The sequence below is a fragment of the Kitasatospora sp. NPDC002543 genome, assembly GCF_053594915.1.
Window position 1 is genome coordinate 1 of record NZ_JBSFWR010000106.1, and the last position, 20234, is coordinate 20234.

Here is a 20234-nt window from a genome sequence, read left to right on the forward strand (position 1 = left end):
GACCTTCGCGCCGGCCAGGGTGCCGCCGCCGAAGTCGGGCAGCGGGCCCGCGGGGCCCCGCTCGGCGGGGCGCGGCGCGTCCGGGACGGTGCGTCACATGTTGATCATGTGACCGGCGAGGCCGTGGATGGCCTCCTTGACCGCCTCGCCCAGGGTCGGGTGGGCGTGCACGTTGCGGGCGACCTCGTGGACGGTCAGGTCCCACTGCTGGGCCAACGTCAGCTCCGGCAGCAGCTCGGTGACCTCGGGGCCGATCAGGTGGGCGCCGAGCAGCTCACCGTGCCGGTTGTCGCTGATCACCTTGACGAAGCCGATCGGGTGGCCCAGGCCGTGCGCCTTGCCGTTGGCGGTGAACGGGAACTTGGCCACCTTCACGTCGTGGCCGAGCTCGCGGGCCTGGGCCTCGGTGTAGCCGAAGGAGGCGATCTGCGGCTGGCAGTAGGTGGCGCGCGGGATCATGGCGAAGTCGACCTCCATGGTCTCCGCCCCGCCGATGGTCTCGGCGGCGATCACGGCCATCGCCTCGGCGGCGTGCGCCAGCATCAGCTTGGCGGTCACGTCGCCGATCGCGAAGATGTGCTCGACGCTGGTGCGGCCGCGGCCGTCCACCGCGATGGCGTTGCGGTCGGTGAGCTTGACCCCGGTGTTCTCCAGGCCGTAGCCGTTGACCCGCGGCGCGAAGCCGATCGCCTGGAGCACCTTGTCGGCCTCCAGCACCTGCTGCTGCCCGTCCTTGGTGACGGTGACCCGGACCTTGGCGTTCGGGTCGCTGTCGTCGATCGACTCGACCCGGGTGGAGGTCAGCACCTCGATGCCCAGCTTGCGGTACTGCTTGGCGAGTTCGGTGGAGACCTCGACGTCCTCCAGCGGCACCACGCGGTCCAGGAACTCGACGATGGTGACCTTCACGCCGTAGTTGTGCAGCACGTAGGCGAACTCGACGCCGATCGCGCCGGCGCCCGCGATGATGATGCTCTCCGGCAGCTGCTCGGTGAGGATCTGCTCCTCGTAGGTGACCACGCGGTCGCTCAGGCTGGTGCCGGGCAGCAGTCGGGTGGTGGCGCCGGCCGCGATGACGCAGTGGTCGAAGGTGACGACGTCGAAGCCGCCGCCGCTGAGCGCGACCTGGAGGGTGTGGTCGTCGACGAAGGTGCCCCAGCCGTCGTACTCGGTGATGCCGTTCTTCTTCATCAGGTAGTGGACGCCCTTGACCCGGCCGTCGGCCACCGAGCGGCTGCGCCGGAAGGCCTCGCCGAAGTCGAAGGTCACCTGGCCCTCGACCTTGATGCCGAAGGTCTTGGCCTCCTTGGTGAAGATGTGGGCGAGCTCGGCGTTGCGCAGCAGGGCCTTGGAGGGGATGCAGCCGACGTTGAGGCAGACGCCGCCCCAGTACTTGGCCTCGATGACCGCGACCTTCAGGCCCAGCTGGGCCGAGCGGACGGCGGCGGTGTAGCCGCCGGGGCCCGCGCCGAGGACGACGACGTCGTAGTGCGTGCTCATGTTGCTGACTCCTCCGAGGATGTCACCGTGTCGTGATCTCGGTCCCATGGTGTCAGGACCGGGCTCGGCGCACCCATCGGGTCCCGGCGGATGCGCTCCGCGCGGCACCGTACCGGCCCACGACCGGATTGTCAGCGGCCTCCGCCACGGTGACGGCACCCGGCGCCACCAGGGGCGATGGCGGGGGAGGTCGCGGACGGAGCAGTGCCGGACGGGGCGGGGCCGCGCGGCGTACGACGGTGCCGGGCCGTGGGGTGGGCCCGCCGGCCGGGAGCAGCGGCGGGCCCACCCGGGCGTCAGGCCGTCACCGGGTGGGAGCGGTCACCGCCGGTGCCGTTCGGGCCGCTGGTCCCGCTCGGGCCTCCGGCGGCCTTCGCGGCCGGACGCTGGGCCGGGACGGGCTTGTGGAGCGAGGAGAGGTCCCAGGCATAGGTGCCGACGGCGTTCGCGATCACGTCGATGTTGACGTCGAAGGCGCCCATGTCGATGTTGCCCAGGTTGTCGCAGGCCTTGTGGTAGCACGCGTCGTAGGCGACACCGGCCGTTCCGCCGTAACGAGCCGCCTGCTCGGGGGACTTGACCTTCTCGGCGCCGGTGTCGGTGCCGCCGGCCGGAATGCCCGCGTCGATGAACGGACCGTAGTCGGAGCGGCCGTCGAAGGCCGTCGGGTCGTGCGGCAGGCCCCGGCCGTCCAGGTAGCCGTTGATGTCCCGCTCCAGCTGTGCCGAGCCCTCGGGGCCCGCGTCGCCGCCGGCACTGCCGGAGCCGTTGTAGACGAACTGCGCGTAGTTGGGGGAAGCGATCATGTCGAAGTTGAGGTAGAGGCCGATCTTCTTCTTCTCCGCGTCGGAGAGGGAGTTCACGTACGCCTCGGCGCCCTTGAGTCCGAACTCCTCGGCCGACCACCAGGCGAACCGCACCTTGTTCTTCACCGGGTGGACGCCGAGGTTCCTGGCGACCTCCAGGACTCCGGCCGTGCCGGAGCCGTTGTCGTTGATGCCCGGCCCCTCGGGGACGGAGTCGAGGTGCGCACCGACCATCACGGTGTTGTTCGGGTCCCCGCCACGGGTCTCGGCGATGACGTTCCAGGTCTTGCGCTGCTCCATGAAGGTGCGGATGTCCAGGGTCACCCGGACGGGCCCGGCGGCGGCCTCGGCGGCCAGGGCCTCGCCCGCGGCCGCGGTGATCCCCCCGGTCGGGATCCTTCCGGCCGTCGGCTCGGTGAGCGTCCCGTTGAGGGTGCCCTCGGTGTTGTTGTAGACGATCGCCCCGACCGCGCCCGCGGCGGCCGCCGCGGCCTGCTTCTCGGCGAAGGAGCACCCGCCGCGCCGGATCAGGGCGATCCTGCCGGTGAAGGCGCCCGCCGGGTAGTCGGCGGGGGTGCAGCCGGTGGTGGCGGTCACCGGCGCGACCGCCAGGTCCGCGGTCAGGCCCGCCTCCGGGCCGCTCACCGAGTACGTCATGGCGATCACCGGGACCGACTCGGCCTTCGGGGAGACCACGTCGAGGTGCTCGGAGCGGGCCTCGAAGAAGGTGTACACGAAGTCCTGCCGGGACACCTTCAGCCCGGCCCGTCGCGCCTGGTCGTAGACGTACTGCGCGGACTGGTCGTGTCCCTTCGAACCGGCCGCCCTGGTGCCGCCGTTGCGGTCCGCGATCAGCTGGAGCGCGGCCAGCGTGGCCCGGGCGTCCCGGGCGTCGCTCGCCCCGACCAGCCGGGCGGCGAGCTTGGCCCCCTTGCGCGCCGGGTCCGGGTCGGCCGAGGCGCTGCCGGCGCCGGCCAGCAGCAGCGGGGCGACCAGGGCCGCGACGGTCAGGGCGGCGCCCGCGCCACGCCGGGTGACGGCGGTTCGCGGGCGTCCTGGGGAGGTGGCGCGGTCGCGGGGGGTGGAACGGTCGAGCGGGGCGATGGGGCGGCGGGTGCGCGGCATCGAGGCGATTCCTTCCGACGGGCCGTGAGGGTCATGATTTGACAGGACCGGAATCCCGTTGCCAAGCCTTTACGCACACCTTGCGGGATGCGGATCGCCGCGCGCGCGACGATATTGGAGTTGTGGGGGCGTCTCATCCAGGAGTGTGACCAGATGTCCATGATGGATAAGCTCAAGAACCTGCTGAAGGGCCACGAGGACCAGGCCGACAAGGCCGTCGACAAGGCGGGCGACGCCGTCGACCAGCGCACCCAGGGCAAGTACAGCGGGCAGGTCGACGCCGCCCAGGAGCAGCTGAAGAACCGGTTCCGCGACCAGCCGCCCCAGTAGGAGCGGCTGCGCTCCACAGCTCGGCTCCGTGGCTCGGCTCCGTGGCTCGGCACCGGCGCCGCCCCGTCGGCCCGCACCCCGGTCCGATCGTCCGTCCGGACGATCGGACCGGGGTTCAGCCTTGCCGGTGTGCAGGGTCCGCGGTCGCGGTCGGGCCGGTGTCGCCGTCGTCGTGGCTGCGGCCGTTCGCGTGGTCGCCCCCGCCCGGGCCTTGGAGCCCGGCCGCGTCCCGGGACTCGGCTGCGTCCCGGTCGGCGGCCGCGCCACAGTTCTCGCAGGACCCCGGGCCGGGCCGCTCGCGCAGTCGCCCGCACTCCGGGCACACCCGGTCCAGCCAACAGGCCGACTCGCCGCCTTCGTCCATGTGGTCGATTCTGCCCGGGGCGGGCCCGTCCGCGCGATCCTCGCGGGCACGGACGCCGGCGGGCGGTCGTGCCCGCGCCGTCAGACCCCGGTGACGCCGTCGATGTTCTCCCGGATCAGGTCGGCGTGGCCGTTGTGGCGGGCGTACTCCTCGATCAGGTGGATCAGGATCCAGCGCAGCGAGACGGTGTCCGCGCCGAGCACCGACGCGGCGTGCGCGGGGAGCGGGCCGACCGCCTCCAGCGGCTCGTCCGCGATGAGCTCACGGCCCCGGTCGATCTCCGCCCTCCAGGCCGCCAGCGCCTCGGCCATCCCGCGCTCCGGATCCAGCCCGAAGCCGTCGGCGTTGTCCGCGCCGTGGACACGCGGCGCCTCACGGCCGGCGAACACCCTCTGGTGCCAGTTGCGTTCGACCTCGGTGAGGTGCTGCACCAGGCCCAGGAGGGTCATCGTGGACGGCGGAACGGCCGCCAGCCGCACCTGCCGGTCGTCGAGGCCGTCGACCTTCCGGACGAGTGTGGCCCGCTGGAAGTCCAACCAGGCCTCCAGCATGGCGCGTTCAGCGGCGTGCGGGGGCGGGATCGGCCGCCCGTCCGGAGAGAATGCCATGGTTCCCACTCTGGCACACGTCCCCGCCCGTCGTGCGTGAACGCCGGGGCCGCGCGAAGGCGGCGAGCAGCGCGAGCTGCACGGCCGCACCCACCGCCGGACCGAGCCACACCCCCGACACTCCCAGCGGCCCCGACAGCGTTGCCGAGGCGGCGAGTTGGGCCCCGAGGCCGAGCAGCACGGAGACCACCGAGCGGGAGCCGGCGCCCGCCGCCTGGTGCACGCCGCCGAGGGCCACCACCAGTGCGTACGGCACCAGGTGGAGCGCCGAGGCGCGCAGGAAGCCGGCGGACTGGGCGGCCACCGCCCGGTCCTCGGTGAGGAGTGCGCTCAGCGGTCCGGCGAGCGTCACGGACAGGGTCGCCGCCACCGAGCCGAGCAGCGCGGCGAGGCGCCCGGTGGCACGGTGCAGGGCCCTCAGTGCGGCGCCCTCCCCCGCGCCGGCCAGGCGGGCGGCCTCGATGGCGGCGGCCTGGCGCAGGGCGTAGAAGGCCATGGTGACGACGAGCAGTACGCGGTAGCCGAGGCCGTATCCGGCCACGGCCGGGACGCCGAAGCCCGCGACCAGGCCGAGTTGGGCGGTTCCGACGGCCATCCGGGCCGTGAAGTCCAGGCCGAACGGTGCGCCCGCGCGCAGGATCCGTACCGCCGCCGCGCCGACGCCCCCGGTTCCGTCGGCGTCGCGCGGCTGCGGTCCGGACTGCGCGTCTGGCTGCGGTCCCGGCTGGGAGCCCGGCTGGGGGCCCGGCTGCGGTCCCGTCGGCGGCCCCGACTCCGGTCCCGCGAGCGGCCCGGCCGGTCGGCGCGGCCCGCGCCGCAGTCGCAGGGTGACGCCGAGGGCGATCGACCGGGAGAGGGCCAGTGCGAGCGCCGCACCCGGCACGCCGAGGGCGGGCAGCGGACCGGCACCGAGGATGAGCAGCGGATCGAGGAGCAGGAGCAGCGCGTTGGAGAGCAGGGCGATCCGCATCGGGGTGCGGGTGTCGCCCGCGCCCTTGAACAGTTCGTCGGCGACGCGTTGGCCGAAGAAGAGCGCGAAGGCCGGGAACGCGACGGTGAAGTACTCGGCGGCGTGCGCGGCGGCCTCGCCGTCCAGGAAGGCGCCGGCCAGCCGGTCGCGCAGCAGGAAGCCGGGGACGGCGAGCACGATACTGCCCGCGACGCACAGCCGCACGGCCGCGCGGGCGATACGGGCGGCCTCGGCCCGGTCGCCGGCGCCGAGGGCACGGGAGATCCCGACGCTGGTCCCGGAGGCGACCACCAGCACCAGCCCGAGCAGCAGGTTCTCGACGGTGCCCGCCAGGGTGACGGCGGCGACGGCGGCGCCGCCGAGACCGGCCACCCAGAGGGCGCCGATCACCGAGGCGATCACCCCGGAGAGCAGTTCCGCGTAGACGGGCACCGCCAGTGACACGAGCCGGCCCGACCGTCCACGCACCTGTCCGCGCATGTCTCCTCTTCTCGCCTCGATTCGAGTTACCGCGAATAGAGATACATCGTTTCGAGGCACATCGACAAGAGGTAACATGGCCGCTCCACAGGGCGCACTCCGACCGAAGGGCTCCAGCCGTGTTGACGCTCGCGATCCTCGGCTTCCTGTACGACCAGCCGCTGCACGGCTACGAGCTCAAGGCCCGGATCACCGGGCTGACCGGCCACGTCCGACCGGTCAGCGACGGCGCGCTCTACCCCGCCATCGCCCGACTGGAGAAGGCCGGGCTGCTCCACCGCCGCACGGAACCCGGCAGCGGCGCCGCACCGCGGCAGACGCTGGAGCTGACGGCCGAGGGCCGGGCCGAACTGCTGCGCCGGCTGGCCGACCCGGAACAGGCCGAGATCACCGACCAGATCCGCTTCTTCACCGTCACCACCTTCCTGCACCACCTCGCCGACCCGTCACGGCAGGCCGCCGTCCTCCGCCGCCGGCTGGACTTCCTGGACGCGCCGAGCAGCTTCTTCTACGACGGAGCGGGGCGGCCGGTGACCGCCGAGAGCGAACCGAACCCGTTCCGGCGTGGGATGCTGCTCGTCGCCCGGGCCTCGACGGCGGCCGAGCGGGCCTGGCTGACCGGAACCATCGCGGAGCTCGAACGCCCGGGCGGCGCGGGCCCCTCGGGAACCCCCGGCGCGGAGGCGGAACCGCCGCCCTCGGAACGCTAGACCGACCAGGCGGATCGAGGGCGGAAACGAAGGCGCACACCCCTGCCGAACGGCAGAGCGAAGAAGCGGATTCATGCCGTTCCGCACCTGGTTCCCCAAGGGACCGACGTCGCTATGATGATCCGCCTCACGTCCTCGGCAGTCCCCCTCCGACGTGATCCGCCACCGCGCCCCGCCGTCCCCCTGGAGGCCGCCGTGCCCACTTCCGAGACCGCAGCCCCAACCGCGCCGCTGAAGCGGGACGACATTCCCGGCTGGTTCTTCAGTCTCGACCGGGCCGCCTTCAGCCAACTGCTGTCCGCCCAGACCGCGGCCGGCGTCACCGGCGACATCCTGGAGCTCGGCAGCTACCTCGGGCGCAGCGCCGTCCTGCTCGGCGACCACCTGCGGGAGGGCGAGCGACTGACGGTCTGCGACCTGTTCGACTCCGAGGCGGGCGACGCCGACAACGCCGCCGAGATGAACATGTCCTACCGCAGGACCCTCACCCGCAGCGCCTTCGAGGCCAACTACCTCGCCTTCCACGGCGAGCTGCCCGAGATAGTGCAGGCCCCCACCTCGGTGCTGGCCGACGGCCGCATCCGCCCGGGGAGCTGCCGCTTCGTCCACGTCGACGCCTCCCACCTCTACGAACACGTCGCCGGGGACATCGCCGTGGCCCGCACCGCGCTCGCCGAGGACGGCCTGGTCGCCCTGGACGACTACCGCTCGGAACACACTCCGGGCGTCTCCGCCGCGGTCTGGGAGGCGGTCTTCACCAAAGGGCTGCGGCCCGTCCTGCTCACCCCGATGAAGTTCTACGGCACCTGGGGCGACGCGGCGGCGGCCCAGGCGGTCCTGCGGGAGCGCGACTGGTCGGCCGAGGGGTACACCGTCGACGAGGACACCATCGCCGGCGCCCGGGTGATGCGCCTCAACTACCAGGTGAAGGCCCCGGTCCGCTCCACCTCGCGCCGGCTGGCCCTGGAGCTGCTGCCCCCGGTCGCCACCAAGGCCACCCGCCGGATGCTGCGGACGCTGCGCGAACGCCGCGCCGCCCCGCCGGTCCCCAACGTCTGACGCCGCCACCGGCGCCCCCGCCCGCTCCCGTACCCGGTCCCGCGCCCGGACCGCGCCTGATCCCGCGTCCGGCCCGCGCCCGGACCTTCGCCGGGGCCCGTCCCTCACCGGACGGGCCCCGGCGTCGTGTTCGCCCGTTCCCGTCCGTTCGTCCGTTCGTCCGTCCGCCCGTCCGCGCGTCCACGCCCGTTCGCCCGTCCGCGCCCGTTCGCGCCAGCCCCGGGCGGCATGTCCCGCAGCGGCCTTATTTATCGGATCACCCGCTTTTCCGCATTTCCTATTGTCTTCGCCGCTTCACTCTAACGAGGGAATCTCGCTTAAAGATTTGCCCACAGAACGTTAAAGGGCGCATAGTGATGACACCTCAGTTCGGTCTGGTGAACACCAAGTTCAGGCAAAGTCATCCCCAGCGAGGAGAAGACCTTGTTCCACGGAAACACGGCATTGAACAACCCCGGGCGGCGGCTGCGCGCGGAGATCGCGAGCCCGGGAACGACGCCGCTGATCGGCGTCTACGACATGTACTCGGCGTCCATCGCGGCCGAGCACTACGACGGCATGTTCGTCTCCGGCTTCGGCTTCGCCGCCTCCTACTACGGGCTGCCCGACATCGGCTTCATCGCCTGGCCCGACATGGTGAACTTCGTCGAACGACTGCGCGGGGCCTTCCCCCGGCACCACCTGCTCGTCGACATCGACGACGGCTACGTCGATCCGGAGGTGGCCTGCCACGTCGTGCGCCGGCTCGAACGGATCGGTGCGTCCGGGGTGATCCTCGAGGACCAGAAGCGGCCGCGCCGCTGCGGGCACGCCGAGGGCAAGCTGGTGCTGCCGCTGGAGGAGTACCTGGAGAAGCTGGAGCTCGTCCTCGCCAACCGGACGGACTTGGTGGTGGTCGCCCGCACCGACGCCACCGAGGAGGACGACATCCTGCGCCGGGCCCGGGCGCTCGCCGCCACGGACGCCGACGTGGTGCTGGTCGACGGCGTGCGCAGCGAGGACTGGATCCGCCGGATCCGCCGGGTGGTCGGTGACGACAAGCCGCTGCTGTTCAACCAGATCGCGGGGGGCAAGTCGCCCCGGTTGTCGCTCTCGGAGCTGTCGGAGCTGGGGGTGGACGTGGCCATCTACAGCACGCCCTGCCTGTTCGCCGCGCACCGGGCGGTGGACGAGGCGCTGATCGGGCTGAAGAACGCCGACGGACGGCTGCCGGCCCCGGCCGTGGGGCGTGAACAGGTCGGGGTGCGGGAGTCCACCGAGCTGCTGGAGCGGAACATCGCGCGTTCCAGCGGGCTGATGGCGGTGACGGCGTGAACCCCGGGCTGAACGGCCCCGCCCCTCCCCCGGCGGCCACCGTTCTGCGGGCCACCGCGCTGGGGCTCGCCGGCGCGTGCGCCCTGATCGTCGGGGCCGCGACGCCCGCGGCGGCCGGGGGCTCCCTGATCACCGTCGTGGACAACTCCCACGCCGACTCCTGGCTGGAGGTCGACCGCACGGCGAACCTCCAGAACGGCAGCGGCTCGGCTGGCAGCGATCACGACGGCGCCGGCTCGCTGGTCGGTGGGCTGCTCGGGCCGGGTTCCTCCTCCGGGCCCTCCCTTCGCCCGGCGACGGGAGGCGGCCCGTGACGGACCGCCTGGCGCGCCCGGAGCAGCCACCAGGGCTCCGGGCGCTCGGGGGAGGCGCACGCGGGGGCCGGGCGCGGACGTGGCGCGGTTCCGGCTCGCACGCCCGCAGACGGCTGCCCCGCTGGCTGGACCCGTACATGGCGGCGCTGGCCGGGACGGTCGGGCTGGCCGCGCTGTTCCCGGCCTCAGGTGCCTCGGCGCGCGTCGCCGGGGCGGCCTGCGACCTCGCGGTGGCGCTGCTGTTCTTCCTCTACGGCGCCCGGCTGTCCACCCGCGAGACGCTGGCCGGGCTGCGCCACCTGCGGCTGCACGGGCTGGTGCTGGCAGCCACCTTCGTCCTCTTCCCGCTGCTCGGCGTGGCCACCGCACTGCTCACCCCGGTCCCGCTGACCGGGCCGTTGCAGACCGGGGTGCTGTTCCTCTGTCTGGTGCCCTCGACGGTGCAGTCCTCGGTGGCGCTCGCCGGCGCCGCCGGGGGCGACGTCCCGGCGGCGATCTGCGCGGGCACCTACTCCAGCCTGGCGGGCCTGGTGCTGACGCCGCTGCTGGCGGCCTGGCTGCTGGGTTCGCACACCGAGCTGTCCGCCGACGGGCTGCTGCGGATCGGGGTGCAGCTGCTCGCGCCGTTCCTGCTCGGGCAGTTGCTGCGGCCGTGGCTCGGGGGTCCGCTGTCCCGGCACAAACGGGTCCTCGCCCCGGTGGACCGCGGGTCGATCCTGCTGGTCGTCTACACCGCGTTCAGTGCGGCGGTGTCCCAGGGCATCTGGGGCCTGGCGACCCCGCTCGCCCTGCTCGGACTGCTCGCGGTGCTGCTCGCCCTGCTCGCCGCCGCCCTGGCGGCCACCGGACTCGGCGCGCGGCTGGCGGGGCTCGACCGGCCGGGCACCATCGCGGCGGTGCTGTGCGGTTCGCAGAAGAGCCTGGCCAGCGGTCTGCCGATGGCCACCGTCCTGTTCGGGACGCAAGCCGGGCTGATGGTGCTGCCGCTGATGCTCTACCACCAGCTCCAGCTGATCGTCGGTACCGTCCTCGCCGGCCGCTGGTCGCGGGCGCCCACCGCCCGCGCCACCGCGGACACGGCACCGCCCGCGATCACCGGTCCGGCCGCTCCGCCGTCGGCCGGCTGATCCCCTGCGCCATGCGCCGGTCGGCGGGCCGGCCGGGCATGGCGCAGGGGCCGAAGCCCGTTCGGCCGGCCGCCGATCGCTCCCCGCCGTCGTGCAGGTGCCCGAGCGGGTGCCCGAGCGCCTTGCCGTCCTGGCCGGCCATGGCCCCGGTACCGTCCATGTCGGGGCGCGGCCCTGGCGGGCGGGGGCCCTCGCTCAGCCGCCTTCGGCGGGGGTGCTGAGGGTGGTGGTCGGGAGAGTGGGCAGCGGGCCGGCCGGCGGCACCGTCCAGGCGCCCGGATCCGGGGCGAACGGACCGAGGCGGTCGAGGAGTTGGGCGAGGGCGAGGCTCCGGGCCCGGTCCATCCACCGGTGGGTGGCCTCGTCGACGACACCGAGCCGCCGCGCGTGGGCGTACTCGTCCTCGTCCTTCCAGTGGTACGCCGACAGATCGGGGGTGATCACGAGGTCCAGGAAGAGGTCGAGGGTGTCGATGCCGATGGCCGTCCGACGGTACGGGCGCTCGAAGTTGACGTACCAGCGCAGCGGGCGGCCGTCGGGCGTCAGGAAACGGTGCACACTGAACGGCGCTCCGGCGGTGAAGCGGCTGAGCACCACCGTGTCGCGCCAGGTCCAGTGGTCGAGTTCCCACCGGCCGGTGGCGAGGTCCTCGATGCAGCCGAAGCGTCCGGCGTCGTCGTCGGCCCGCGTGGCGGCGGTCCAGCGGGCCGGGGCCAGGGTCTCCGTGCCCGGGCGGACGGTGAGGGTCAGGGTGGCGCCGTCGTCCGCGAGCACGGTGCAGGGCGTGGCCGACCAGACCCTGCCCCGCGCGACGTCCCGCCGCACGGCGGTGCCGCCCGGGGCGAAGACGGGAGCGGCCGGGGCCGTCATCGGATGTAGTAGGCCCGGTTGTGGGCGGCGACCGGCGGGGACTGGTACGTCCAGACCCCGGCGGCCGGGGCGTCGGCGATCAGGTGGGCCAGGTCGCGGGCGGACTCCTCGGCGGGGTTGCCGAGGTCGAGCCGGACGCGGTCGGCGGTGCGGTCGTCCAGGGCGTAGTAGCGGTAGGGCTGGTAGACGTTGAGCGGTCCGGCCAGCAGCTTGCCCTCGTCGTCGGTGCCGTAGCCGGTGATCGGGGTGTTGTTGACGGCCTCATGGGTGAGGCCGGCCAGGTCCACGTCCAGGGCGAGGAGTTCCTCGTCGTGGCGGCTCAGCCCGTCCGGCCCGAGGGTGGCGCGGCGGCAGGAGACCGACCAGTGTTCGCGGACCTCGGGCGCGTTGAGCGAGGGCAGGGTGGTCTCGAACCAGCCCGGGTGCTTGGGCTCGGCGTAGAGCAGGCGGCCGGCGTCGATGGCGAGCGGGTTGTCGCAGAGCACGTGCAGCCGGGCGATGCCGAGCAGCTTGGTCTGGTCGTAACCCCGGGCGTACTGGCCGTAGCTGACCGCCGGGATCCGCTCCTCGGCGAAGATCGGATGGGCGATCAGATTGACCTCCAGCTCCTGGGTGATGCCACCGCCGTTCGGATACTGGGCGAAGTAGAGCTGGTAGTTGAGCGAGACGCAGGCGCCGCCGTCGAAGGCCGCGGCGTTCAGGCCGGGGTGGCGCTTGGCGAGCAGTTCGCGCGCCCGCGCACGGTCGACCAGGTAGTCGACTCCGATGTTGTGCAGCGCACCGTAGTGGAAGGGCAGGTGGTACGGCTCCGGTACGGGCGGGAGCGGCAGGCCGGTCATGGGGACTCCGAGGACGTGGGCGAGGGAGACGGTGCGGGCGAGGACGCGGACGAGGGGGCGGCGGCGGGCGAGGGCGGGCCGGGGCGGCGGGGCACCGCCGGGCGGTGCAGCTCCAGCAGGTCGCGGTGCATCCGCTCGGCGCTGCGCAGCGCGAGGGCGGCCATGGTGAGGGAGGGGTTGGAGGTCCCGAGGGAGGGCATCGAGCCGCAGCCGACGGCGTACAGGTTGGGGTGGTCCCAGCACCGCTGCCAGTGGTCGACCACCGAGTTCGCGGGCGAGTCGCCCATGACGTGGGTGCCGCCGGCGTGGCCCGCGCCCCGGTAGCCGTGGACGGTTCCCCGGTGTTCGATCCGGCCCGGCCATCCGGCCGCCGGGTAGGCGGTGTGGTCCTCCGCGCCGAGCAGCGCGAACAGCTGGTCGGAGACGGCCCGGGCGGAGGCCATCCCCTCGCGGACGTACTCCGAGAGGTCGTAACGGACGGCCGGGCCGGGCAGGCCGAGCGGGTCGCGCCGGTCCCGGTCGAGGGTGACCCGGTTGGCCGGGTCGGCGGGCTGCTCCAGTTCGAACTGGAGCGAGAACTGACGGCCCAGCCGGTCACCGAGCAGCTCGCGGAGCTCCTTTCCCCGTAAGCCCGCCGCGAGCAGCGCCGCCGCCTCGGCCTCCGGCGCGCCACCCGCCCAGGACCAGCCCCAGTTGCCGATCTCGATCCGGAACGGCGCCCGGCGCTCGCGCCCGGGGCCGAAGCGGAACGCCTCCAGCCCGCTGGTGGACCCGGGCCCGCGGTAGGGGCCGACAGGGCGGGGCATCAGTCCCCAGGTGAGCAGGGCCGGGTGGTCCATCAGGTTCCTGCCGACCTGGTCGCTGCGGTTGGCCAGGCCGGAGAGGAGCAGCAGCCGGGCGTTCTCGATCGCGTGGGCGGCGAGGACGACCAGGTCCGCCGTCACCCGGTGGGTCGTACCGCCCGCGTGGTACTCGACTCCCCTGGCGCGCCCGGTCTCCGGGTCGGCAGACACCCGGCTGACGACGGCCTCGGTGCGCAGTTCGACCCCGGCGGCCCAGCGGGCCTGGGTGCGCAGCGGGGTGTACTTGGCCCCGCTCGGGCAGGCCGGGACGCAGCCGGAGCTGCCCGCGCAGAGCGGTCCGTCGGCGGACCCGGGCGTGGTCGGCACGCCGTTGCGGGCGTGCGGGGTGGTCGTGACGGCGAGCCGGGCCGGAGCGGGGAGGGCCGGGTCGCGGGCGGTCCGTCCGTCGAGGGCTCGGGCCAGCTGCCGGTCGAGGTAGCTGGCGGGGACGGCCCGCATCGGGAAGTCGTAGCCCTCCGGGATGGGCAGTCCGACGGCACGGCGCTGTTCCTCGGCGTCGGCGGCGACGCCGAGTTCCCGTTCGGCCTCGCGGTAGTGGGGTTCCAGGTCGTGGTAGCCGATCGGCCAGTTGCGGCCGTGGCCGAGGTCGCCGGTGCGGAAGTCCTCGGGGTGCATCCGCGGGGTGAGCCCGGTCCAGAGCAGTCCGGTGCCGCCGTTGGCGCGCAGGTAGCCGCTGGCGTAGGGCAGCGGCCCGTACTGGCGCAGGTGCCCGGTGGCGGTGAACCCGCCGTCCGGGTTCCCGGTCAGGTCGGTGACGTCGGGTGAGGGTGCCTCGGGGTTGTGGGGGTAGGGCGAGGTGGGCGGTCCGCCGCCGGCCGCGCGGTGGGCGGTGGAGGCCTCGGCGCCGGTGGGTGCGGCCCGTCCTGCCTCCAGGACGAGGACCCGCCAGCCCTGCGCGCCCAGGCGGTGGGCGACCAGGGTCCCGGCGAAGCCCGCGCCGACCACGACGGCGTCCCAGTGGGCGCTCACCGGCCCTCGCCTCCGGGCGCCGCGCTGCGACGGGGCACCCCGGGCTCGCTCCGCCGGTCGGCCCGGCCCGGTTCCTCCGCCCCCCGGGGTGCCGCGGCCCAGCTGCCGTGCCCGGGGGCGGCGGAGCCGGGCGGGGCGGCGTGGAAGGTCCGCCAGACCAGTCCCTGGTCGTGGGCGCGGGCGGAAGAGGGCGCCTCGCCGGGCCAGGCGCCGACGTACCAGAGGTGGACCAGGGCGTGCTCGTCGCGCACCCGGTGGGCCAGGGTGGTGCGGTGGTGCTCGTCCGCCATGCCGGTGGAGCGCAGCTCGGGGACGTCGAAGCCGGTGAGTTCGGCGCAGACGCGCAGGAACTCGTCCAGGTCGGCCAGGGCGTCGACGTAGGTGTTGGCGACGGGGTCCCAGCGCTCGGCCAGGTCATGGTCGACCGGGCGGTCGTCGGACACGGACACGCGGGCACCCCCACGATCGGAAACGGGTGGCCGAGGCATGACAGGCCGTACGGCGCGACGGACCGCACGGCAGGACAGGCCCCGCAGGGTGGCGGGCCCGGGGCGCCGGTCCGCACCGGACGCCCCTGCCTGCCACCGCGATCCTGCCGCCCGCCCTCACCACCGGAAACGCGTTGCCCGAATCTGCCCGGACTTCGTCGCCCGTTGCCCGGTCGGCCGCCCGTCCCGATCAGTCGGCGTCCGCTTCCGGTCGGCCCAGTGCCCGCACCGCCGCCAGCACGTCCAGGCCCAGCTCCGGGTCGGCGTCCTCGGGCAGGCTGACGGACAGCCGGGTGACCAGGCCCGCGTACCGGCGGTGGATCTCCCCGGCGACCTCCTCGACCGACCCGCAGACCGCGAAGGCGTCGAACACCTCGTCGTCGATCAGCGCGGCCATCTCCGCCCACCGCCCGCGCACCGAGTGGGTGTGCAGCTCCTCCTGGAGCCCTTCCCAGCCGTGCTGCGCCAGCACCGGGCGGTAGGCCGGCGTGGAGGCGTAGAAGGCGAGCCGCTCGCGGGTGGCGGCCCGGTTTGCGGCCAGTTCCTCCTCGGTACGGCCGGCGGCCGTGAGCACGTTGCCGACGATCTCGAACGGCCGCGCCGTCCACGCGGCGCCCTCCGCCTCGGCCCGGCCGCGCTCCTCGGTCAGTCCGGGCAGCACCTGCTCGGCCAGGTAGGCGGTGGAGGAGAACGGATGGCTCAGGAAGCCGTCGGCAACCGCCCCCGCGGTCCTGGTCATCAGCGGTCCGACGCCCGCCAGCAGGACGCGCGGCACCCCGGACGGGACCGGGTCCGGCGAGAACACCGGCGTCATCACGGTGTGGGTGTAGAACTCGCCGCGGAAGCGCAGCCGTTCCCCGGTCTGCCAGCTGTGCCAGATCGCCCGCACCGCGTGCACGTACTCGCGCATCCGGGCGGCCGGGCGGTCCCAGGGCATTCCGAAGCGCTTCTCGATGTGCGGCTTGACCTGCGATCCCAGCCCGATGACCGCCCGTCCGCCGGAGGCCGCGTGCAGCCCCCAGGCCTGGTAGGCGAGGGTCATCGGGGTCCTGGCGAAGGCCACCGCGATGCCGGTGGCCAGCTCGATCGACTCGGTCCGGTCGGCCGCGCGGGCGAGCTGGAGGAACGGGTCGTACGCGGTCTCGGCGACCACCAGCCGGTCCATGCCCCGGCGTTCGGCCTGTTCGGCGGCGTCCAGGATGCCCGCCGGGTGTCCGGAGGCGGTGGCGTCGAGGCGGAGGGCGGCGGGTCGGTCCATGGCGGTGCTCCTGGTCGCGGGCGGCGGTGCTACCCGGGTAGCCTGCCACGCCCCGGCCCGCCTCCCGCCTCCCGCCTTCAGTGCCCCGCCTCCTCCGACGCCTCGCCGACCGCTGCCGGTCCCGCCGTCGCCTCACCCGCCGTCGCCGTCCCCTCCGCGCCGCCCGTCGCCGCGAACAGCCGCTCCAAGTGCCGGTCGACGGCGGCGAGCACGGCGGCGGGACCGACCACGCCCAGTTCGAGCAGCGTGCTGAACCCGGTGAGCGCGAGCAGCAGATCCGTCTCCACCGCAGGGTCGCGGTCGGCCGGCAGGTGTCCGTCGGCGGCCGCCTGCCGGAGCAGCCGCTCGACCGTCGCCCGCCCCTCGATCAGGCCGCCGCGCGCCCGTGCGTGGACCTCCTCGTCGTGCAGCGCCTCCAGCACGTAGGCGGCACTCATCCGGCTGGTGGCCCGCGCGTCGGCGTGCAGGGGCAGCAGTTCGACCAGCATCACCCGCAGCACGTCCCGCGGGTGCGGCCGCTCGCCGAGGGCCGCCAGCTCCCGGCCGACCCGCAGCGCGCTCTGCTCGGCGGAGAAGTCCATCGCGAAGGAGAGCATCTGCGCCCGGGAGCCGAAGTAGTGCTGGAGCTGCCCGAGCGAGATGCCGGCCTCCTGCGCGACCTCGCGCATCGTCAGGTGAGTGGCGCCGCGCTGCGCCACGACCCGCCACAGCGCCCTGGCGATCGTCTCGCGGCGTTCCCGGTGGTCGACCTGCTTCGGCATCCGCGCCGGCTCCTCCGACTCGCTCCGCACCCGGCGGACTCTTTTCCATACGCTTGACATAATACAGCCGACCTATAACGTGGTGGGCATTCCGAGGGAGGAGCGTCCACATGTCGGAGCAGCCCGTCGTCCGCACCACCGAAGGACTCGTCCGCGGCCGCTGGGAGCCGCGGCGCGCACCGGAACGCCACCCGGAGCCTCAGGACGACCGGGAACTCGCCGTCTTCCGCGGCATCCGCTACGCCCGGCCGCCCGTCGGGGCCCTCCGCTTCGCCGCCCCCGCCGAGCCCGAGCCCTGGGACGGCGTCCGCGAGGCCACCGCCTTCGGCCCCGTCGTCCCCCAGTCCGGTCCGCTGCCGGCCGAGTCCGCCGGGGCGTCCGAGGCCACCGACTGGCTGACGCTCAACGTCTGCACCCCCGACCCGGGCGCGGGCGGGCTGCCGGTCCTGGTCTGGATCCACGGCGGCGGGTTCATCTCCGGGACCGCCGGCGACCCGCTCTACGACCCGACCGTCCTGGCCTCCGCCGGGCTGGTCGTGGTGAGCGTCAACTACCGCGTGGGCGCCGAGGGCTTCGCCCTGCTGGAGGGCGCCCCGGCCAACCGGGCCTTCCTCGACCAGGTCGCCGCCCTGCGGTGGGTGGCCCGCAACATCGCCCGCTTCGGCGGGGACCCGGACCTGGTGACGGTCGCCGGGCAGTCCGCCGGCGCGGGCTCGGTCGCCGCCCTGCTGACGATGGACCGGGCCCGCGGCCTGTTCCGACGGGCCGTCGCCCACAGCGTGCCGGGCAACCACTGCACCCCGGCCCTGGCCGCCGAGGTCACCGCCGAGCTCGCGAAGCTGCTCGGTACGGCCCCCACCGCCGCCGCGCTGGCCGAGGTGCACCCCTGGCGGCTGGCCTCGGCGGTCACCGAACTGGGCGCCGCCCTGCCCGCCCGGGTGGCCCGCTGGGGCCGGCTGGCGCAGAGCGGCATCGCCACCGTCCCGGTGGTCGACGGCGAGGTCCTGCCGGGCTCGCCCTGGTCGGCCCTCACCGAGGGCGTCGACCTGCTGGTCGGCCACACCCGGGACGAGTTCCGGCTGTTCGCCGTCCTCAGCGGCCGGCACGGCGCCTTCACCGAGGAGGAGGCGCGGCGCACCCTGGAGTTCTTCGCCCCGCACCCGGGCGGCCCGGAGGCCTACCGGTCCGCCTTCCCGGGGGTGACCCCCTCCGAACTCCTGGAGGCCGTCCAGTCGGACGCCCTGTTCCGGGTGCCGTCCCTGCGGCTGGCCGAGGCCAACACGGCCGCCGGCGGCACCTCGCACCTCTTCGAGCTCGCCCTGCCCGCCTCCGCGCTCGGCGGCGTCCTCGGCGCCTGCCACGGCTTGGACGTGCCGCTCGCGTTCGGCACCCTGGACGCCCCGCTGGCGCGGCAGTCCCTCGGCGACACGCCCCCGCCGGAGGCGGTCCGGGTCTCCGAGGAGCTGCGGCGGGCCTGGGTCCGGTTCGCCACGACGGGTGACCCGGGCTGGCCCGCCTTCGATCCGGACGGCCTGCCCACCCGGGTCCTGGACGCCCGCTCGCGGACCGTCCGCTACCCGGAGCAGAACGCCCGGCGGATCTGGGCCGGGCATCCGCTGACCGCCTACGACCTGCGCTGACGGCGGGGGCCGGCCGGAAGCACCCGCCCCCGGCCGGCCCCCGGCCGGCCGCTACGCCGCCGACCCGTCCAGCAGCTTCAGCAGCCCGGCGGCCACCAGCCCCGAGGAGGCCGGGTTCTGGCCGGTCACCAGGTTGCGGTCGACCACCACGTGTGGCGCCCAGGGCTCGCCCTCCTCGAAGTCCACGCCGATCTCGACCAGCCGGTCCTGGAGCAGCCACGGCGCCCGGTCGGCCAGGCCGGCCTGGGCCTCCTCGGCGTTGGTGAAGCCGGTCGCCCGGTACCCGGCGAAGGGCGAGCCGCTGCTCTCGGCCCGCGCGGCGAGCAGCGCGGCCGGCCCGTGGCAGACCACGCCGAGCGGGCGACCGGAGGCGAGCGCCCGGGTGAGCAGCCGCCCGGAGTCGGGGTCGACGGCCAGGTCCTCCATCGGGCCGTGGCCACCGGGGTAGAACACGGCGTCGTAGTCGGCCTGGTCGACCTCGGCCAGCACCAGCGGCTGCCGGAACTCGGCGATCTTCGCCAGCTCCTCGGCCATCGCCGGGTCGGTCAGGCTGGCCCCGTCGGCGACCGGGACGACGCCGGCCGGGGTGGCGGCGGTGACCCGGTGGCCGGCCTCGGTGAAGGCCCGGTACGGGACGACCGCCTCCTCCGCCCAGAAGCCGGTCGGGTGCGCGGTGCCGTCGTTCAGGGTCCAGAACTTCGCACCGGTCAGGACGAACAGGATGTCGGCCATGGGGTGTGCCTCCAGGGGTGCCGCGGTCCTCGCCGCGACGGTCCGCCGCGGCGCTCACACCGCCGACGCTAGACGCGCCGGACCCGCGGGAACCAATGGGCCACGCGATGCGAGGCATCGGGATTCCGATGCCTCACCCGGATCGTCGAGCCCGCCGCCCGGCCGCCGGGGTCCCGTACGCTGACGGGCATGAGCGATCGGCCGGTCACCGGCTCCGGCCCGCTGGACCTCAACCAGTTGCGGACCTTCCTCGCCGTGCACCGGGCCGGCTCCTTCACCGCGGCCGCGCACCTGCTGGGCCTGTCCCAGTCCACGGTGACCGCGCAGATCCGGGCGCTGGAGCAGCGGCTCGGCCGGGAGCTGTTCGAACGCCGGGCGCGCGGGGTCAGCCCGCTGCCGTACGCCGACGACCTCGCGGGCCGCCTGGCCGTGCCGCTCGACCAGCTCGCGGACCTGGCCGACGGGCGCGGCGGCGGAGCGCCGGAGCCGGTGCACCTGGCCGGGCCGGCCGAGTTCCTCGGCACCGTCCTGCTCGCGGAGCTGGCCCCGCTGGTCGCGGAGGGCGTCCGGCTGCGGGTGACCAGTGGACTGACCGACCCGCTGCTGGCGGAACTGCGGGCGGGCCGGCACGACCTGGTGGTCGCCACCCGGCGGCCGCCCGGCCGGACGCTGCTCGCCGAACCACTGGCCGACGAGGAGTTCGTGCTGGTCGCCGCCCCGGTCTGGGCCGACCGGCTGGCCGGGCGCGAGCTGCCCGCCGCGCTGGCCGAGGTCCCGCTGCTCAGCTATGCCGAGGACCTGCCGATCGCCCGCCGCTACTGGCGCCACGTCTTCGACCGGCGGCTGCACGCCCGGGCGGCGGTCACCGTACCGGACCTGCGGGCGGTCCTCGCGGCGGTGACCGCGGGCGCGGGCTGGAGCGTACTGCCCGGCTACCTGTGCCGGGGCGAACTCGCCTCCGGAGCCCTGCGGTTGCTGCACGAGCCCGCCGATCCGCCGATCAACACCGCCTACCTGGTGCGGCGCCCGGCCGGGTCGGCCAACCCGCACGTGGCCCTGGTCCGCGAACGCCTGCTGGCCGCGGCCCGCGCCTTGGGCTGACCGGCC

General features: G+C 74.5%; 20 protein-coding genes. 8 read left to right on the forward strand and 12 right to left on the reverse strand.

Going from position 1 to position 20234, the window contains the following annotated elements; all coding sequences use genetic code 11:
- Positions 1-93: 93 nt before the first annotated feature.
- Entirely contained in the window at positions 94-1500 is a 1407-nt protein-coding gene (lpdA, locus tag ACWD4P_RS31525; protein WP_359820006.1) for a dihydrolipoyl dehydrogenase, read from the reverse strand.
- Positions 1501-1796: 296 nt separating this feature from the next.
- Positions 1797-3431 (reverse strand): M28 family peptidase, encoded by a 1635-nt coding sequence (locus ACWD4P_RS31530; RefSeq protein WP_449782002.1) that lies wholly within the window; start codon positions 3429-3431, stop codon positions 1797-1799.
- Positions 3432-3584: 153 nt separating this feature from the next.
- Here ACWD4P_RS31530 and ACWD4P_RS31535 point away from each other — a divergent pair, with 153 nt between their 5' ends.
- Positions 3585-3761 carry an antitoxin gene (locus ACWD4P_RS31535; RefSeq protein WP_359820001.1) on the forward strand — a complete coding sequence of 59 codons (177 nt, stop codon included), beginning with the start codon at positions 3585-3587 and terminating at the stop codon, positions 3759-3761.
- 444 nt (positions 3762-4205) lie between these two features.
- On the opposite strand, the gene ACWD4P_RS31540 is transcribed toward ACWD4P_RS31535, so the two are convergent.
- Both ACWD4P_RS31540 and ACWD4P_RS31545 read right to left on the reverse strand, forming a co-directional pair.
- Positions 4206-4733 (reverse strand): DinB family protein, encoded by a 528-nt coding sequence (locus ACWD4P_RS31540; RefSeq protein WP_449782003.1) that lies wholly within the window; start codon positions 4731-4733, stop codon positions 4206-4208.
- Positions 4684-6183 (reverse strand): MATE family efflux transporter, encoded by a 1500-nt coding sequence (locus tag ACWD4P_RS31545; protein ID WP_449782004.1) that lies wholly within the window; start codon positions 6181-6183, stop codon positions 4684-4686. Before ACWD4P_RS31545 ends, ACWD4P_RS31540 begins: the two co-directional genes overlap by 50 nt.
- 119 nt (positions 6184-6302) lie before the next feature.
- Here ACWD4P_RS31545 and ACWD4P_RS31550 point away from each other — a divergent pair, with 119 nt between their 5' ends.
- From ACWD4P_RS31550 to ACWD4P_RS31570, 5 genes are all read left to right on the forward strand, one after another.
- Positions 6303-6893 carry a PadR family transcriptional regulator gene (locus tag ACWD4P_RS31550; protein WP_449782005.1) on the forward strand — a complete coding sequence of 197 codons (591 nt, stop codon included), beginning with the start codon at positions 6303-6305 and terminating at the stop codon, positions 6891-6893.
- A 195-nt stretch (positions 6894-7088) separates the two neighbouring features.
- A complete protein-coding gene (locus tag ACWD4P_RS31555) occupies positions 7089-7952 on the forward strand; it encodes a class I SAM-dependent methyltransferase (RefSeq protein ID WP_359819991.1) in 864 nt (287 codons plus the stop codon).
- A 423-nt stretch (positions 7953-8375) separates the two neighbouring features.
- The gene (locus tag ACWD4P_RS31560) at positions 8376-9266 is read left to right on the forward strand and encodes an isocitrate lyase/PEP mutase family protein (protein WP_359819988.1); all 891 of its coding nucleotides are present in this window, start codon (positions 8376-8378) and stop codon (positions 9264-9266) included.
- The gene (locus tag ACWD4P_RS31565; protein WP_449782006.1) at positions 9263-9580 is read left to right on the forward strand and encodes a hypothetical protein; all 318 of its coding nucleotides are present in this window, start codon (positions 9263-9265) and stop codon (positions 9578-9580) included. Before ACWD4P_RS31560 ends, ACWD4P_RS31565 begins: the two co-directional genes overlap by 4 nt.
- 137 nt (positions 9581-9717) lie before the next feature.
- Positions 9718-10707, forward strand: a complete 990-nt coding sequence (locus ACWD4P_RS31570; protein WP_449782022.1) for a bile acid:sodium symporter family protein — start codon at positions 9718-9720, stop codon at positions 10705-10707.
- Here the strand turns inward: ACWD4P_RS31570 and ACWD4P_RS31575 are convergent.
- The 7 genes from ACWD4P_RS31575 to ACWD4P_RS31605 all read right to left on the reverse strand — a co-directional run bounded on the left by ACWD4P_RS31575 (position 10673) and on the right by ACWD4P_RS31605 (position 16755).
- Entirely contained in the window at positions 10673-10867 is a 195-nt protein-coding gene (locus tag ACWD4P_RS31575; protein ID WP_449782007.1) for a hypothetical protein, read from the reverse strand. The genes ACWD4P_RS31570 and ACWD4P_RS31575 overlap by 35 nt on opposite strands.
- 35 nt (positions 10868-10902) lie before the next feature.
- Positions 10903-11577, reverse strand: coding sequence for a DUF402 domain-containing protein (locus ACWD4P_RS31580; RefSeq protein ID WP_449782008.1), 675 nt, complete (start codon positions 11575-11577; stop codon positions 10903-10905).
- Positions 11574-12416 carry a hypothetical protein gene (locus ACWD4P_RS31585; protein WP_449782009.1) on the reverse strand — a complete coding sequence of 281 codons (843 nt, stop codon included), beginning with the start codon at positions 12414-12416 and terminating at the stop codon, positions 11574-11576. The genes ACWD4P_RS31580 and ACWD4P_RS31585 overlap by 4 nt, the downstream gene beginning before the upstream one ends.
- Positions 12413-14248 carry a GMC family oxidoreductase gene (locus ACWD4P_RS31590; RefSeq protein ID WP_449782010.1) on the reverse strand — a complete coding sequence of 612 codons (1836 nt, stop codon included), beginning with the start codon at positions 14246-14248 and terminating at the stop codon, positions 12413-12415. The genes ACWD4P_RS31585 and ACWD4P_RS31590 overlap by 4 nt, the downstream gene beginning before the upstream one ends.
- Complete coding sequence (locus tag ACWD4P_RS31595; RefSeq protein ID WP_449782011.1) at positions 14245-14697, reverse strand: hypothetical protein; 453 nt, start codon at positions 14695-14697, stop codon at positions 14245-14247. The genes ACWD4P_RS31590 and ACWD4P_RS31595 overlap by 4 nt, the downstream gene beginning before the upstream one ends.
- 229 nt (positions 14698-14926) lie before the next feature.
- On the reverse strand, positions 14927-15994 hold the full coding sequence (locus tag ACWD4P_RS31600; RefSeq protein WP_449782012.1) for a TIGR03617 family F420-dependent LLM class oxidoreductase: 1068 nt from the start codon (positions 15992-15994) through the stop codon (positions 14927-14929).
- Between the two features lie 77 nt (positions 15995-16071).
- Positions 16072-16755, reverse strand: coding sequence for a TetR/AcrR family transcriptional regulator (locus tag ACWD4P_RS31605; RefSeq protein WP_449782013.1), 684 nt, complete (start codon positions 16753-16755; stop codon positions 16072-16074).
- A 110-nt stretch (positions 16756-16865) separates the two neighbouring features.
- Between ACWD4P_RS31605 and ACWD4P_RS31610 the strand changes: the two genes are divergently transcribed.
- Positions 16866-18395, forward strand: a complete 1530-nt coding sequence (locus ACWD4P_RS31610; RefSeq protein WP_449782014.1) for a carboxylesterase/lipase family protein — start codon at positions 16866-16868, stop codon at positions 18393-18395.
- 51 nt (positions 18396-18446) lie between these two features.
- On the opposite strand, the gene ACWD4P_RS31615 is transcribed toward ACWD4P_RS31610, so the two are convergent.
- Positions 18447-19127 (reverse strand): type 1 glutamine amidotransferase domain-containing protein, encoded by a 681-nt coding sequence (locus ACWD4P_RS31615; protein ID WP_359819969.1) that lies wholly within the window; start codon positions 19125-19127, stop codon positions 18447-18449.
- Between the two features lie 189 nt (positions 19128-19316).
- Between ACWD4P_RS31615 and ACWD4P_RS31620 the strand changes: the two genes are divergently transcribed.
- Positions 19317-20228, forward strand: a complete 912-nt coding sequence (locus ACWD4P_RS31620; protein ID WP_449782015.1) for a LysR family transcriptional regulator — start codon at positions 19317-19319, stop codon at positions 20226-20228.
- Positions 20229-20234 lie beyond the last annotated feature (6 nt).

Excerpts from the sequence above, each read along its gene's own strand:
- lpdA (WP_359820006.1), bottom strand. The coding sequence starts at position 1,500 with ATGAGCACGCACTACGACGTCGTCGTCCTCGGCGCGGGCCCCGGCGGC.
- ACWD4P_RS31530 (WP_449782002.1), bottom strand. The coding sequence starts at position 3,431 with ATGCCGCGCACCCGCCGCCCCATCGCCCCGCTCGACCGTTCCACCCCC.
- ACWD4P_RS31535 (WP_359820001.1), top strand. The coding sequence starts at position 3,585 with ATGTCCATGATGGATAAGCTCAAGAACCTGCTGAAGGGCCACGAGGAC.
- ACWD4P_RS31540 (WP_449782003.1), bottom strand. The coding sequence starts at position 4,733 with ATGGCATTCTCTCCGGACGGGCGGCCGATCCCGCCCCCGCACGCCGCT.
- ACWD4P_RS31545 (WP_449782004.1), bottom strand. The coding sequence starts at position 6,183 with ATGCGCGGACAGGTGCGTGGACGGTCGGGCCGGCTCGTGTCACTGGCG.
- ACWD4P_RS31570 (WP_449782022.1), top strand. The coding sequence starts at position 9,718 with ATGGCGGCGCTGGCCGGGACGGTCGGGCTGGCCGCGCTGTTCCCGGCC.
- ACWD4P_RS31575 (WP_449782007.1), bottom strand. The coding sequence starts at position 10,867 with ATGGACGGTACCGGGGCCATGGCCGGCCAGGACGGCAAGGCGCTCGGG.
- ACWD4P_RS31580 (WP_449782008.1), bottom strand. The coding sequence starts at position 11,577 with ATGACGGCCCCGGCCGCTCCCGTCTTCGCCCCGGGCGGCACCGCCGTG.
- ACWD4P_RS31585 (WP_449782009.1), bottom strand. The coding sequence starts at position 12,416 with ATGACCGGCCTGCCGCTCCCGCCCGTACCGGAGCCGTACCACCTGCCC.
- ACWD4P_RS31600 (WP_449782012.1), bottom strand. The coding sequence starts at position 15,994 with ATGGACCGACCCGCCGCCCTCCGCCTCGACGCCACCGCCTCCGGACAC.
- ACWD4P_RS31605 (WP_449782013.1), bottom strand. The coding sequence starts at position 16,755 with ATGCCGAAGCAGGTCGACCACCGGGAACGCCGCGAGACGATCGCCAGG.
- ACWD4P_RS31610 (WP_449782014.1), top strand. The coding sequence starts at position 16,866 with ATGTCGGAGCAGCCCGTCGTCCGCACCACCGAAGGACTCGTCCGCGGC.
- ACWD4P_RS31615 (WP_359819969.1), bottom strand. The coding sequence starts at position 19,127 with ATGGCCGACATCCTGTTCGTCCTGACCGGTGCGAAGTTCTGGACCCTG.
- ACWD4P_RS31620 (WP_449782015.1), top strand. The coding sequence starts at position 19,317 with ATGAGCGATCGGCCGGTCACCGGCTCCGGCCCGCTGGACCTCAACCAG.